This window comes from Paraburkholderia sp. SIMBA_027 (genome assembly GCF_046535315.1).
In the GTDB taxonomy this organism is placed as follows: domain Bacteria; phylum Pseudomonadota; class Gammaproteobacteria; order Burkholderiales; family Burkholderiaceae; genus Paraburkholderia; species Paraburkholderia tropica.
This window is the reverse complement of record NZ_JAWRWY010000016.1, coordinates 200,295-214,361: the sequence shown is the minus strand read 5'-3', so window position 1 is coordinate 214,361 and position 14,067 is coordinate 200,295. Positions and strand designations below refer to the sequence as shown.

Genomic DNA, 14,067 nt, shown 5'->3' with positions numbered 1-14,067 from the left:
GGCGGAGCGGACGGGACTCGAACCCGCGACCCCCGGCGTGACAGGCCGGTATTCTAACCAACTGAACTACCGCTCCAACGCGACAATCACAGATGGGCGTTGGTTGACTCCCACCTGCTGCCTCGCCAACCTCGTTGACGACGCTCATGCCTGGCGTCCCCTAGGGGATTCGAACCCCTGTACTCACCGTGAAAGGGTGATGTCCTAGGCCTCTAGACGAAGGGGACATGATCTTTTCAGATAATGCCTGACTACACTTTACAGCTATTCCTGCGAATCACCAGCTTTACTGCGACTGGGAAACTACCTGTTCTGATGGTGGAGGTAAGCGGGATCGAACCGCTGACCTCTTGCATGCCATGCAAGCGCTCTCCCAGCTGAGCTATACCCCCTTGCAGAACAGAAGCGAGATTTTAAACATCAATTTCGCTTTCGTCAAGAGCTTTTTGAATCTTTTTTTCATCGCTTCGGTGTTTCGGAGAAACATCGTTGCTCGATTCAAGCACTCTTTGCGTGAAACTTGCTGCTGTTTCGCGCTCCGTATTCAACGGAGCCCGAATACTACAAGAACTCTCGGCGTCGCGCTAGTGCCAGAGCGAAAATTCTTCAAAAAAAGTTCACGCCCCTGCTTTTTGCACGCCGCCGAGTGCATGCGCAATGCTCACAACAAGCCACGACAAGCCACTTCAGGCGCCCTTCGCAAGCCCTTGTTCGATACGGCTCACCACGACGTCACGGCCAAACTGCGTGAGTACGGCGTCGATTGCAGGCGTGTGCGTGGTGCCCGCAACGAACAGACGCACCGGCATCGCGAGTTGCGGCATCTTGAGCTTGTGCGTGGCGAGCGTGGCCTTGAACGCGGCCGAGATCGCTTCCTTGGTCCACTCGGCAGCCTTCAGCGCGACAGCGAGATCGGCGAGCGCCGGACGCACGGCGTCGGTCACGTGCTGCGCGAGCGCGTCCGCTTCCGGCTGCGGTTCGCGATAGAACATCATCGCGCTTTCAGCGATCTCCTTGATCGTGTTCGCGCGATCCTTGAAGAGCGCGACCACGCCGTCGAGCGCCGGGCCCTTCGCGAGCGCCGCTTCGTCGACACCGAGCGCCGCGAAGAACGGCTTCGACAGCTCCGCGAGGCGCGCGTTGTCGACTTCCTTCAGGTAGTGGTTGTTGAGCCAGTTGAGCTTGTTGTGGTCGTACTGCGCCGGCGACTTGCCCAGATGCTCCAGATCGAACCACTCGACGAACTGCTCGCGCGTGAACACTTCCGCGTCGCCGTGCGACCAGCCGAGGCGCGCGAGATAGTTGAGCACCGCTTCCGGCAGATAACCGGCGTCGCGATATCCCATCACGCTCATCGCGCCATGGCGCTTGCTCATCTTCTCGCCCTGCTCGTTCAGCACGGTCGGCAGATGCGCGTAGACCGGCGGCTCGGCGCCGAGTGCACGCAGGATGTTGATCTGGCGCGGCGTGTTGTTCACGTGGTCGTCGCCGCGAATCACGTGCGTGATCTTCATGTCGAGGTCGTCGACGACCACGCAGAAGTTGTAGGTCGGCGTGCCGTCCGGACGCGCGATCACGAGGTCGTCGAGTTCCTCGTTCGAGATTTCCACGCGGCCCTTCACGGCGTCGTCCCAGGCGACCACGCCCGTGAGCGGATTACGGAAGCGCAGCACGGGCTGCACGCCTTCGGGGGGCACCGGCAGGACCTTGCCCGGCTCCGGACGCCACGTGCCGTCGTAGCGCGGCTTCTCGCCTGCGGCACGTTGACGTTCGCGCAGCGCGTCGAGTTCTTCCGTCGACATGTAGCACGGGTACACGAGACCCTGCTGCTGCATTTGCGCGAGCACGTCGCGATAACGGTCCATGCGCTGCATCTGGTAGAACGGGCCTTCGTCGAAATCGAGGCCGAGCCACTGCATGCCTTCGAGGATCGCGTCGACCGATTCGGACGTCGAACGCTCGACGTCGGTGTCCTCGATCCGCAGCACGAAAACGCCCTCGTTGCGGCGCGCGAACGCCCACGGATAGAGCGCGGAGCGGATGTTGCCGAGGTGGATGAAGCCGGTCGGGCTCGGCGCGAAGCGGGTACGGACGGGAGTCGTGGTCATGGGCGAATACTCGAGGACGATGCCGGCCGGCGAGCGGAAGGCGCGGCGGCGTTGCGCGAAAGGCGGACAACGTCGCGCACGCGTTCTGTCGGCGGCGCTCGGCGAAGGTTCGCGGCGCGGGCCGTGGCGGCGCGGCGGGCTCGTGGAAAAGCCCGACGGCGCACGGCGCTCACGCGAACGAAAACCGGGAAAATTAGAGACGGGATTATACCCGCCGCCAGCGGCTTCGGCCTTGCCGGGAGTGGGCGCGGCCCGCAGCCGGCAAGAACCTGACGCGATGGCGCGCCACGTCACGCCGCGTTACACGTACGAAGCGTGATCGCGTATTGCTTTGCCTTATCATGTCGGCGCGCTGGCTTCCTCGCCAGTTTCGCCCGGTCCGCAGCCGCGGTCCGCGAGAAAAAATGCGGCGCGCCCGCCACACGCTCGACGTTCCTGCCCGCGCCGCCTGGAGAAATTGCTTGAAGTCCCGTTCGAAGCCTGACCAGCACAACGATCTCGATCAGCCGCAGTCTGCGGCGCCCGCCGCCTCGCTGTCACTGAGCCGCCGCCATTTCTCGCTCGCGTCGCTCACCTCGCTCGCGGCCGCCTCCTCGGTCCTCGCCGCCTGCACGACCACGGGCACGGAGACGCCGCAGAACAAGCCGCAGGTCGCTCCACCGCCCGTCGCGCGCAATCCGCGCCCGATCCGCGTGGGTCTCGCGCTCGGCGGCGGCGCTGCGCGCGGTTTCGCGCACATTGGCGTAATCAAGGCACTCGAGGCGCGCAACATCCAGGTCGATCTGATCACCGGCACGAGCGCGGGCTCAGTGGTCGCGGCGCTCTACGCGTCGGGCCTGAACGGTTTCGCGATCAACAAGCTCGCGCTGACGATGGACGAAGCCTCGATCAGCGACTGGGCCATGCCGTTCCGCACGCGCGGCATTCTGCAAGGCATTGCACTACAGAACTTCCTGAACACGACACTGCACGACCGCCCGATCGAGAAAATGGCCAAACCGCTCGGCGTGGTCTCCACCGATTTGCAAACCGGCCAGCCGATCCTGTTCCAGCGCGGCAACACCGGCATTGCGGTGCGCGCGTCGTGCAGCATTCCGTCGATTTTCGAGCCGGTGAAGATCGGCGGCCACGAATACGTCGACGGCGGCCTTGTGAGCCCCGTGCCGGCCTCGTTCGCGAAAAAGATGGGCGCGGACTTCGTGATCGCCGTGGACATCTCGTCGCGCCCGGAAACGGCCTCGACGCTGAGCCAGTTCGACGTGCTGATGCAGACCTTCACGATCATGGGTCAGTCGATCAAGACCTACGAGCTCGAAAAGTACGCCGACGTAGTGATTCGTCCGAGCCTCAACGCGATGTCGAGCAGCGACTTCACGCAGCGCAACGCCGCGATACTCGCGGGCGAGGAAGCCGGCGCGCGCGCGGCGGCGGAAATCGAGCGCAAGCTCGCGGCGGCACGCGCGGCCTGAGCGCCCAAACCGGGCGCCACATCAGCGCCCGAACGCAAAAAAGCCTGCTTCGTATGAAGCAGGCTTTTTTGCGCCGATGCCGCAGTAGCGGACCGGCAGACCCCAACGCAATACTTTAGTTGCCGCTGCCGTCGAACTGCGCGCTCACGCGCTGCTTGAGGCTTTGCGCCTGATCCGGCGTGAACGACGTTTCAACGCGGCGTGCGCCCGTGAAACGCTTTTCCCAATAGCCGTCGTCCAGATCGTCGACACGGATCGTGCTGCCGGTGGACGGCGAGTGCACGAACTTGTTGTCGCCGATATAGATGCCGACGTGCGAGAACGTGCGGCGCATCGTGTTGAAGAACACGAGGTCGCCCGGTTTGAGGTTGCTCATGCTCACCTTCTCGCCGACGCGGCTCATTTCCTCGGCGCGGCGCGGCAGGTTCAGGCCCAGCGTGTCCTGGAACACGTAGCGCACGAAACCGCTGCAATCGAGCCCCGAATCCGGCGTGTTGCCGCCCCAGCGGTAACGCACGCCGATCATGTTCAGCGCGCCCACCACGACGTCGCCCGCTTTGCCGGCCATGCCGGAAAGGAACGACTTCGCGCCGCCTTCGGACGGAGCCGGGGCAGCCGGCGATGCGGTCTGGGTAGCGTTTTGAACGGCGGGGAGCGACTGCGCATTCGCCGAATTGCTCGGCGAAAATGAGACATTCTGGTTGAAGCTGCTAGCTTCGTCGGCGAACGCGCCGGGAGCTGCTGCCATCAGGACGCCGATGAACATCCCGGCGACGACGCGCGTGCAAGCCTGGGTCAAGTATCGGTGCTGCATGGGTCGGTAGAAATTGCCCGTAAATCAGGGAGTTAGAAGAAAAGTTTGGACGATACTAGCCAGTAAGTATTTGTGTGTCAAAACTTATAGAAAAATACAATCGCGATGCGCACCTCATTGGTGAATTTCACCAAAATTCCCCCTAAAGTTCTTCGAACGTTCATCGATCGAAGGCAGCTTTCAGCAACTTTCGCGTGTAAGGATGAATGGGGTCGTCAAAGATTTTTGTTACATCTCCCGTCTCGACAATGGCCCCGTTTTGCATCACGGCGACGCGATGCGCCATCGCCCCGATCACTTCGAGGTCGTGGCTGATGAACACGTAGCCCAGGTTGTACTTGCGTTGCAGATCGGTCAACAAACGCAGCACCTGCTGCTGGATCGAGACGTCGAGCGCGCTGGTCGGTTCGTCGAGCACGATCACGCGCGGCTCCAGCACCAGCGTGCGCGCGATGGCGATTCGCTGGCGCTGGCCGCCGGAAAATTCGTGCGGATAGCGTTGCAGCGCCGTGCGGTCGAGCCCCACTTCGCGCAGTACGCCCACGATGCGCTTGCGGCGCTCCTCGGCGGAGAGATCGGCGCGATGCAGCGCGAGCCCCTCCCCCACGATGCGCTCCACGGTCTGGCGCGGCGAAAGCGAACTGAACGGGTCCTGAAAGACCACCTGCAGATGCGAGCGCAAACCGAGCTTGTCGCGGCCCTGATAACTCGCGAGCGCGCGCCCCTGGAACTCGACCGCGCCCGCCGCCGTGCGCTGCAATCCCAGCATCGCCAGCGCGAGCGTCGATTTACCGGACCCCGACTCGCCGACAATGCCCAGCGTCTCGCCCTGGCGCACCGACACGCTCGCATCGTTTACCGCGCGAAACCGCCCGCGCTCGAACCAGCCCTTGAACCCCGGCAATTTCGTGGCGAAATCGACGCTCACCTGCTTCGCTTCAAGCAGCACCGGCGCGATCGGCAAAACGGGCAGCACGTTGCGCTCGGGCCGGCTCGCGATCAGGCGCTGCGTGTACGGATGCTTCGGCGCCTCGAAAATCTGCTCGACCGCGCCCGTCTCCACAAGCTTGCCCTTCTCCATCACCGCCACGCGCTGCGCGAAGCGGCGCACGAGGTTCAGGTCGTGCGTGATCAGCAGCACCGACATGCCGCGCCGCGCCGCCTCCTCGCGCTGCAATTCGAGCAGCAACTCGACGATCTGACCGCGAATGGTCACGTCGAGCGCCGTGGTCGGTTCGTCGGCGAGCAGCAGACGCGGACGGCACGCGAGCGCCATCGCGATCATCACGCGCTGACGCTGACCGCCCGACAGTTGATGCGGATAGTTGAACAGGCGCCGGCGCGGCTCGGGAATGCCCGTGCGCTCCAGCAGCCCCACGGCCTGCTCGTAGGCTTCCTTCTTCGTCACGCCGTCGTGCAGCACGATGGTTTCCGCAATCTGCTCGCCGATCGTATAGAGCGGATTGAGCGCGGTCATCGGCTCCTGGAAGATCATCGCGATGTCGTTGCCGCGCAGGCCGCGCATCTCGCGTTCGCTCTTCGCAACGAGGTCTTCGCCGTCGAAGCGGATCGTGCCGTCGATCCGCGCGTCGCTCAGCAGACGCAGGATCGCGAGCGCCGTCACCGTCTTGCCCGAGCCCGATTCGCCGACGAGCGCCACACGCTCGCCGCGCCCGATCGCCAGCGCGATGTCGTCGACCGCCAGCGTGTCGCCGAAGCGCACGCTCAGATGCTCGATCGAGAGCAGCGGCGCGGGGATGTCTTGAGGCATGGCGCTCACTGATTGCCTCCGGCTTTCATCGCGTCGGCGATGCGCGTGTCGAGCGCGTTGCGCAGCGCGTCGCCCATGAAGGTGAGCAGCAGCAGCGTGACGACGAGCACGCCGAACGTCGACATCGAAATCCACCAGGCGTCGAGATTGCCCTTGCCCTGCGCGAGCAGCTCGCCGAGGCTCGGCGTGGGCGGCGGCACGCCGAGGCCCAGAAAGTCGAGACTGGTGAGCGCGAGAATCGAGCCGCTCATGCGAAACGGCAGGAACGTGATGACGGGCGTGAGACTGTTGGGCAGCACGTGACGCCAGATGATCTGCCAGTTCGACAAACCCATCGCACGCGCGGCGAGGACGTAGTCCTGATTGCGGTTGCGCAGGAATTCCGCGCGCACGTAATCGGACAAGCCGATCCAGCCGAACAGGGAGAGCAGCACGATCAGCAGGATGAAGCCCGGCTCGAAGATCGACGCGAAGATGATCAGCAGATACAGCTCGGGCATCGCGCTCCATATCTCGATCAGGCGCTGCCCGACGATATCCACGCGCCCGCCGAAATAGCCCTGTATCGCCCCCGCCAGCACACCGAGCACCGTGCCGATGGCCGTGAGCACGAGCCCGAATTCCACCGACACCTGGAAGCCGTACAGGAGCCGCGCGAACAGGTCGCGTCCGCTTGCGTCGGTGCCGAGCCAGTTCTGCCGCGACGGCGGCGCGGGGTTCGGCACCTTCGAGAAATAATTGAGCGTGTCGTAGTAGTACGGGTTCGGCGGATAGATCGCGAAGTTGCCCGGCGCATCGAAGCGATGACGCACGTACGGATCGAGATAGTCGGCGGGCGTCGGGAAGTCGCCGCCGAACGCGGTCTCCGGATAGTCCTTGAAAAGCGGGAAATACAGATGCCCTTCGTAGCGCACGACGATCGGCTTGTCGTTGCACCACAGCGGGCCCGCGAGGCTCGCCGCGAACGCCACGACGAAGATAATCAGGCTCCAGTAGCCGAGGCGCTGCTGCTTGAAGCGCAGCCATACGCGGCGTGCGGGCGTGGGCGACTTGAAGGCGCGCACGCTCTCGGTGCGCAGGTCGGATTCGGCGCCGGTGCGGACTCGGTTCAACTCAGCGCTCCAGTTGTTCGAATTGAATGCGGGGATCGACCCACACGTAGCAAAGATCGGAAATCAGCTTGGTGAGCAGACCGATCAGCGTGAAGAGGTACAGCGTGCCGAGCACGACCGGATAGTCGCGCCGCACCACCGACTCATACGACAGCAGGCCGAGGCCGTCGAGCGAAAACAGCGTTTCGATCAGCAGACTGCCCGTGAAGAACGCGCCGATGAACGCCGCCGGAAAGCCCACCACGAGCGGCAGCAATGCATTGCGGAACACGTGTTTCCAGAGCACCGTGCGCTCGGACAGCCCCTTGGCGCGCGCGGTCAGCACGTACTGGCGGCGAATCTCTTCGAGGAACGCATTCTTCGTGAGCATGGTGGTCACGGCGAAACTGCCGACCACCGAAGCCGTCACCGGCAGCGCGATATGCCAGAGGTAATCGAGAATCTTGCCGCCGAGCGAGAGCGTGTCCCAGTCGTCGGAGGTGAGATTGCGCAGCGGAAACAGTTGCAGGAAGGTGCCGCCGCCGAACAGCACGAGCAGCAGCACGCCCAGCACGAAACCTGGAATCGCATAACCGATCAGCACGACGAGGCTCGTGATCAGATCGAAACGCGAGCCGTTGCGCACCGCCTTCGCGATGCCCAGCGGCACCGATATCAGATAGGTCAGAAAGAAGGTCCACAAACCGATGCTGATCGACACCGGCAGCTTCGAAATGATCAGCTTCCACACGCTCTGATGATGGAAGTAGCTCTGCCCCAGATCGAAACGCGCGAAGCGCCCGAGCATCAGGAAATAGCGTTGCAGCGGCGGCTTGTCGAAACCGTAGAGCTGCTTGAGTTGCGCGATCTGTTGCGCGTCGACGCCCGAGTGCGCGCGCATGCCGAACGGCATGCCCTGCTCCGCGCCGCGGCGCAGATCGCGCACGGCCTGTTCGACGGGCCCGCCCGGCACGAACTGGATCACGGCGAAGGTCAGCGTGAGCACGCCGAGCAACGTCGGGATCATCAGCAGCAGGCGTTTGACGATGTAGCTCCACATGATTCTGTGCTCGCTTCGAAGAGGATCAGTGCTGCGGCTGCGGCGGCGTTGACGATGGCTGTGACGATGGCGCCGACGACTTGAGCCACCACGTCGAGATGATCCAGTCGGTCGCGCCATAGTACAGCGGCAGCTTCGACGGATACGCGAGCGTGTTCTTGTAGGCCACGCGATGCGTCGCGCTATACCACTGCGGGACCACATAGTAGCCGTGCATCAGCACCCGGTCGAGCGCGTGCGTGGCGTCGAGCAGTTGCTCGCGTGTCTGCGCCTGCATCATCGCCTTCAGGATCGCGTCGACGGCCGGCGACTTCAGGCCGATCAGATTGCCCGAACCCGGTTCGCCCGCTGCCTTGCTGCCGAAGCGGTCGAGCTGCTCCACGCCCGGCACCTGCACGTCGGGAAAGCGGATCGTCGTGATGTCGAAATCGAAATCGTCGAGACGCTTCTGATACAGCGCGAAATCCACCGAGCGATAGTTGATGCGAATGCCGAGCCGCGCGAGCGCCTGCGTGTACTGCGCCATGATCGGCGCCCATTGCGCGGAGGCGGCCGTATCGTCGATCACCTCGAACACGAAAGGCTGACCTTGCGCGTTGCGCAGCGCGCCGTTGCGATAGGTCCAGCCGGCCTGCGCGAGCAGTTCGCGCGCCTTGAGCAGATTCGCGCGCAGCGAGCCCGGCGGATCGGTATTCGGCTGCGCGGGCGGCGGCCCGAACACGGCCGGATCGAGCTGCTTGCGCCACGGTTCGAGCAACGCGAGTTCGCCCGGCGACGGCGCGCCCTTCGCCTGCAGATCGGTGTTCACGAACCAGCTGTCGATGCGCTTGTACTGGCTGTAGAACAGCATGCGGTTGAGCCACTGAAAATCGAGCGCGAGATCGAGCGCCTGGCGCACGCGCACGTCCTGGAACATCGGCTTGCGCAGGTTGATCACGTAGCCCTGCATGCCGGTGCCGTTATGCTGCGGAAACTCGCGCTTGATGAGTTCGCCGCTGTCGAACTTCTTGCCGACGTCGCGCCGCACCCAGTTGCGCGCGACGTATTCGACGAGCGCATCGTATTCGCCGGCCTTGAAGGCTTCGAGGCGCGCGACGTCGTCGGAATAAAGCTTGTAGACGATCTGATCGAAGTTGTTTTGCCCGATACGCACGGGCAGATCCTTGCCCCAGTAGTTCGGGTCGCGCCGATAGGTGATGGTGCGGCCGTTCGAATAGCGCTCGATCACGTACGGTCCGCTGCCGATCGGCTGCTCGAACGCAAGCTGGTCGAAGGCGATGCGGCTGCCGTCCGGGCGCAGCCCCCACTTGTGCGAGAACACCGGCAAGCCGCCCGCGATGAACGGCAGCTCGCGGTTGTTGCTGCGGAACTCGAAGCGGATGGTCGCCGGATCGACCACCACGGCGCGCGTGACGTCGCTGTAATACGCCTGCATCGACGGCGCGGCCTGGCGGCTTTTGAGCGTGTCGAGCGAGAACTTCACGTCGTCGGCGGTGACGGGGTCGCCGTTCGAGAAACGCGCGCGCGGATTCAGATGAAACGTGACCGAGAGACGATCGGGCGCGATGCGGATGTCGTCGGCGAGCAGACCGTACGCGGAGGCGACTTCGTCCATGCTGCCCGTCGTGAGGCTCTCGAACAGCATGCCGAGACCCGGCGCCGAATTACCGCGCAGCGTGAACGGATTGAATTTGTCGAAGCTCGTCAGTCGGTCGGGATTCGCGAGCACGAGCGTGCCGCCTCGCGGCGCGTCCGGGTTCACGTAATCGAAGTGCTTGAAGTCGGCCGGATACTTCGGCTCGCCATACTGCGCGATCGCATAGACCGCGTGCGCCTGCGGCATGGCCGCGAAGCACACGGTCAGCATCGCGGCGACGCCCGCCAGCGTGGATCGCCAGCCGTGCCGCCAGGCAGGATGATTTGCCCCACGCGCCACGCGCGTTTGCCTGCCTCGCGTACCTGTCGTCATAGAAAGGGATTTGTCCGGGGTGCCAAGTCAATTGTGAGAGAATTCTACCCAAACCGCGCGGCGCCGCCTCGTCCGGCGCCCGGCGCATTGACCTGATTTAGGAGAATTCATGGGCTTCCTCGCTGGCAAACGCATCCTGTTGACCGGCTTGCTGTCGAACCGATCGATCGCTTACGGCATCGCGCAGGCGTGCAAGCGCGAAGGCGCAGAACTCGCGTTCACGTATGTCGGCGATCGCTTCAAGGACCGCATCACGGAATTCGCTCAGGAATTCGGCAGCAACCTGGTGTTCCCCTGCGATGTCGCCGACGACGCGCAGATCGAGGCGCTGTTCACCGACCTCAAGCAGCACTGGGACACGCTCGACGGTCTCGTGCACTCGATCGGTTTCGCGCCGCGAGAAGCCATCGCGGGCAACTTCCTCGACGGCATGACGCGCGAGAACTTCCGCATCGCGCACGACATCTCGGCGTACAGCTTCCCCGCGCTCGCCAAAGCCGCGCAGCCGATGCTCGCCGACAACGCGTCGCTGCTCACCCTCACCTACCTGGGCGCCGAACGCGCGATCCCGAACTACAACACAATGGGTCTCGCGAAAGCGTCGCTCGAAGCGAGCGTGCGTTACCTCGCGGTGTCGCTGGGTGCAAAGGGCGTGCGCGTGAACGGCATCTCGGCCGGCCCGATCAAGACGCTCGCCGCTGCGGGCATCAAGAGCTTCGGCAAGATTCTCGACTTCGTCGAGCACAATGCGCCGCTGCAACGCAACGTGACGATCGAACAAGTCGGCAATACAGCCGCGTTCCTGCTCTCCGATCTGGCGGGCGGCGTGACGGCGGAAATCGTCCACGTCGATGCGGGCTTCAACGCCGTCGTTGGCGGAATGGCGAATCTCGGCGAGTAAGTCCGAGCTGCGTTGCTTCGTTGAGGACGCAACGGCGAAACGCTAGCAGCGTCACGCGTTACCGCATGAAAAAAGCCGCCCGAGGGCGGCTTTTTCTTTGGCCTGCGCGATGCGCATCTTCAGGCGCGAACGCCAGAGGCCACCGCGCGTGTCACGCACGCGCGCCTGAGTGGCTTAGTGCCAGTGTCCCGGAGGACCGCCACGATCGCCATGACCACGGCCCGGGCCACCAGGACCGTAACCGCCATGATGGCGATACCAGTCGTCGCGGCCCCAGTAGCGGCGACCATCCCAATAACGATCGCCGTGCCAGCCGATCACGATGGCCGGCGCGGCATAGACCGGCGCAGGCTGATAGACGACCGGCGGAGGCGGAGGCGGTGCATAGACCGGTGCGGGCGCGACATAAACCGGGGCCGGAATACCGATGTTGACACCGACGCTCACGCCAGCCATCGCCACGCTCGACGCACCGATAGCCAAGCCCCCGAGCAGCATTGCAACAACACGAGCGAACTTCATGGACTCACCTTTTGGGGTTGATGTTTTGTTGAAGCCAATATAGCGCAGGCTCCCCGGCCCGCGTATTTCAACTTTGTAATAACTGATGCACAAAAGCACGGCGCGTTCACCGGGGTAACGTCTGGTTACACAGCGACGATTTAAAGCAACAGCGAACGCGGCAACCGACACGACAGACGCAACAGCGACGCGAGAATAGCACCGACTGGCGCAGCGTATCGGCTCCACCTGCAGGCGGCCTGTCATCGCCGTGCCACCCGCATGCATCGACGTCACGCAGTGTCTAGAACGCACGAACGCAATAACGGCTGACAAGGAAAAAACTTTTGCGCCATTTACTTCGCCATCCTGATTATCTCGATTGTTGGGAAAAATCCGTTGAATCGAAACGTCGATCGAATTGAAAAAAGAATGGAAGCAGAAAGGCAGGAAGCCGCGAAATGTCTTTCAGAAAAATACGATCACGCAAACACCGCAAATTCGCGTATGACGATTTTCCGCGCGGAAAAAGAAAAACCCCGCAAGCCGAGACTTGCGGGGTTTCCACCGCCATTTTACTGGCGGAGACGGAGGGATTCGAACCCTCGATCCAGGTTTTGGCCCAGATGCTCCCTTAGCAGGGGAGTGCCTTCGACCTCTCGGCCACGTCTCCCGAAAACTTCGTTCGCGCCAGGGAGGCAGCGCAACGAAGCCAAGATCATAGCGGGTTAAAACGCTTCGGTCAATTCATAAGACGCTTTTTTCGCAAACTTTTTTCTGCTGCCCTGCAGACGAGGTGGAGGCGAAGGTTTGCAGTGGCATCTCAAAACAAACTGACCGTCACATTCGCGTCACGCCATGCGCGATTTACGCGTGCTCGAGCTCGAAAGCCTTGTGCAGCGCGCGAACCGCCAGCTCCATGTACTTCTCGTCGATCAGCACCGAGATCTTGATTTCCGACGTCGAAATCATCTGGATGTTGATGCCCTCTTCCGACAGCGTGCGGAACATCTTGCTCGCGACGCCAACGTGCGAACGCATGCCCACGCCAACCACGGAAACCTTCGAGACCTTCGCGTCGCCCAGCACCTGCTCCGCGCTCACGTGGCCCTTCACCTGGTTGTTGAGGACGTCGATGGCGCGCTGATAGTCGCCGCGCGGCACCGTGAACGTGAAGTCGGTTTTGCCGTCCACGCTCTGGTTCTGGATGATCATGTCGACGTCGATGTTCGCGTCGGCGACCGGGCCGAGAATCTGATACGCGATGCCCGGCTTGTCGGGCACGCCCATCACGATGATGCGGGCCTCGTCGCGCTGGAACGCGATACCCGAGATGACTGCTTTTTCCATGGTCTCGTCTTCTTCAAAGGTAATCAGGGTGCCCGACTTCATTTCCTCGTCGAGGTTCATCATCGGGTCGGTCAGGCTGGAGAGCACACGCGTCTTCACCTGATACTTACCCGCGAATTCCACCGAGCGGATCTGCAGCACCTTCGAGCCGAGGCTGGCCATTTCCAGCATCTCTTCGAACGTGATGCGGTCGAGGCGGCGCGCGTCGTCGACCACGCGCGGGTCCGTCGTGTAGACGCCGTCCACGTCCGTGTAGATGAGGCATTCGTCTGCCTTCAGCGCGGCGGCGACCGCCACAGCCGAGGTGTCCGAACCGCCGCGGCCGAGCGTGGTGATGTGGCCTTCCGGATCGATGCCCTGGAAGCCCGTGATCACGACCACCTTGCCGGCGTCGAGATCGGCCAGCACGCGTTCGCCGTCGATGTCGTTGATACGCGCCTTCGTGAAGGCGCTATCCGTTTTGACCGGCACTTGCCAGCCCGTGTAGCTGATGGCGTCCACGCCCGCTTCCTGCAGCGCGATCGAGAGCAGACCGACGCTCACCTGTTCGCCGGTCGACGCAATCATGTCGAGCTCGCGCGGATTCGGCTGCGGCGAAATTTCTTTCGCGAGACCGAGCAGACGATTGGTTTCGCCGGACATCGCCGAGGGCACCACGACCATCTTGTGGCCAGCCTTGTGCCATTTGGCGACGCGCTTGGCGACGTTCTTGATGCGCTCGACCGAGCCCATCGAGGTGCCGCCGTATTTGTGTACGATGAGTGCCATTGTCGTTCTGAACTGGAGATGTTACCGCGCTGGCGCGCCGGGATTCGGCACCGCCGGGGGAAGCCCGGGGGTGTCCCGGGATAGAGGCCGCGGCGGCGCTCCGGCGCGTGCAGCACACGCGGAGTTTGCCCTCGGAACCGCGTGGCCGTGCTGACCCGCGCGCTCCGCCCGCATACCGCTACGACGTCCTTGCAACCGTCGGATGGAAACCGCTCGAAGGAAAAATCGCGCCTTCACGGCGAGCGCCGCTTTTGACGGCGTCCGT

General features: G+C 63.2%; 10 protein-coding genes and 4 tRNA genes. 2 read left to right on the top strand and 12 right to left on the bottom strand.

The annotated features are described in order from the left end of the window. Positions 1–2: 2 nt before the first annotated feature. From SB764_RS28570 to gltX, 4 genes are all read right to left on the bottom strand, one after another. Positions 3–76 (bottom strand) — tRNA-Asp (locus tag SB764_RS28570). A 75-nt stretch (positions 77–151) separates the two neighbouring features. Beyond that, positions 152–227, bottom strand: a tRNA-Glu gene (locus SB764_RS28565). Positions 228–316: 89 nt separating this feature from the next. After that, positions 317–392: transfer RNA gene (locus tag SB764_RS28560), tRNA-Ala, on the bottom strand. 294 nt (positions 393–686) lie between these two features. Next, positions 687–2,108, bottom strand: a complete 1,422-nt coding sequence (gltX, locus tag SB764_RS28555; protein WP_074984473.1) for a glutamate--tRNA ligase — start codon at positions 2,106–2,108, stop codon at positions 687–689. 338 nt (positions 2,109–2,446) lie between these two features. Between gltX and SB764_RS28550 the strand changes: the two genes are divergently transcribed. Beyond that, positions 2,447–3,577 (top strand): patatin-like phospholipase family protein, encoded by a 1,131-nt coding sequence (locus SB764_RS28550; RefSeq protein WP_375790413.1) that lies wholly within the window; start codon positions 2,447–2,449, stop codon positions 3,575–3,577. Between the two features lie 115 nt (positions 3,578–3,692). On the opposite strand, the gene SB764_RS28545 is transcribed toward SB764_RS28550, so the two are convergent. The 5 genes from SB764_RS28545 to SB764_RS28525 all read right to left on the bottom strand — a co-directional run bounded on the left by SB764_RS28545 (position 3,693) and on the right by SB764_RS28525 (position 10,282). Further along, positions 3,693–4,391, bottom strand: coding sequence for a C40 family peptidase (locus tag SB764_RS28545; RefSeq protein ID WP_074984471.1), 699 nt, complete (start codon positions 4,389–4,391; stop codon positions 3,693–3,695). 160 nt (positions 4,392–4,551) lie between these two features. Beyond that, entirely contained in the window at positions 4,552–6,162 is a 1,611-nt protein-coding gene (locus SB764_RS28540; RefSeq protein ID WP_410865805.1) for an ABC transporter ATP-binding protein, read from the bottom strand. A 5-nt stretch (positions 6,163–6,167) separates the two neighbouring features. Beyond that, positions 6,168–7,274 carry an ABC transporter permease gene (locus SB764_RS28535; protein ID WP_065060201.1) on the bottom strand — a complete coding sequence of 369 codons (1,107 nt, stop codon included), beginning with the start codon at positions 7,272–7,274 and terminating at the stop codon, positions 6,168–6,170. A 1-nt stretch (position 7,275) separates the two neighbouring features. Then, positions 7,276–8,313, bottom strand: a complete 1,038-nt coding sequence (locus SB764_RS28530) for a microcin C ABC transporter permease YejB (RefSeq protein WP_065060202.1) — start codon at positions 8,311–8,313, stop codon at positions 7,276–7,278. A gap of 25 nt (positions 8,314–8,338) precedes the next feature. Further along, complete coding sequence (locus SB764_RS28525) at positions 8,339–10,282, bottom strand: extracellular solute-binding protein (RefSeq protein ID WP_410865803.1); 1,944 nt, start codon at positions 10,280–10,282, stop codon at positions 8,339–8,341. A gap of 109 nt (positions 10,283–10,391) precedes the next feature. Here SB764_RS28525 and fabI point away from each other — a divergent pair, with 109 nt between their 5' ends. Further along, positions 10,392–11,183: an enoyl-ACP reductase FabI gene (fabI, locus tag SB764_RS28520; RefSeq protein ID WP_176079187.1), complete on the top strand. Its 792-nt coding sequence runs from the start codon at positions 10,392–10,394 to the stop codon at positions 11,181–11,183. 174 nt (positions 11,184–11,357) lie between these two features. On the opposite strand, the gene SB764_RS28515 is transcribed toward fabI, so the two are convergent. From SB764_RS28515 to SB764_RS28505, 3 genes are all read right to left on the bottom strand, one after another. Beyond that, positions 11,358–11,705, bottom strand: coding sequence for a hypothetical protein (locus SB764_RS28515; protein WP_074984466.1), 348 nt, complete (start codon positions 11,703–11,705; stop codon positions 11,358–11,360). Positions 11,706–12,263: 558 nt separating this feature from the next. Beyond that, a tRNA-Ser gene (locus SB764_RS28510) sits at positions 12,264–12,357 on the bottom strand. Positions 12,358–12,551: 194 nt separating this feature from the next. Next, entirely contained in the window at positions 12,552–13,802 is a 1,251-nt protein-coding gene (locus SB764_RS28505; protein WP_065060205.1) for an aspartate kinase, read from the bottom strand. Positions 13,803–14,067 lie beyond the last annotated feature (265 nt).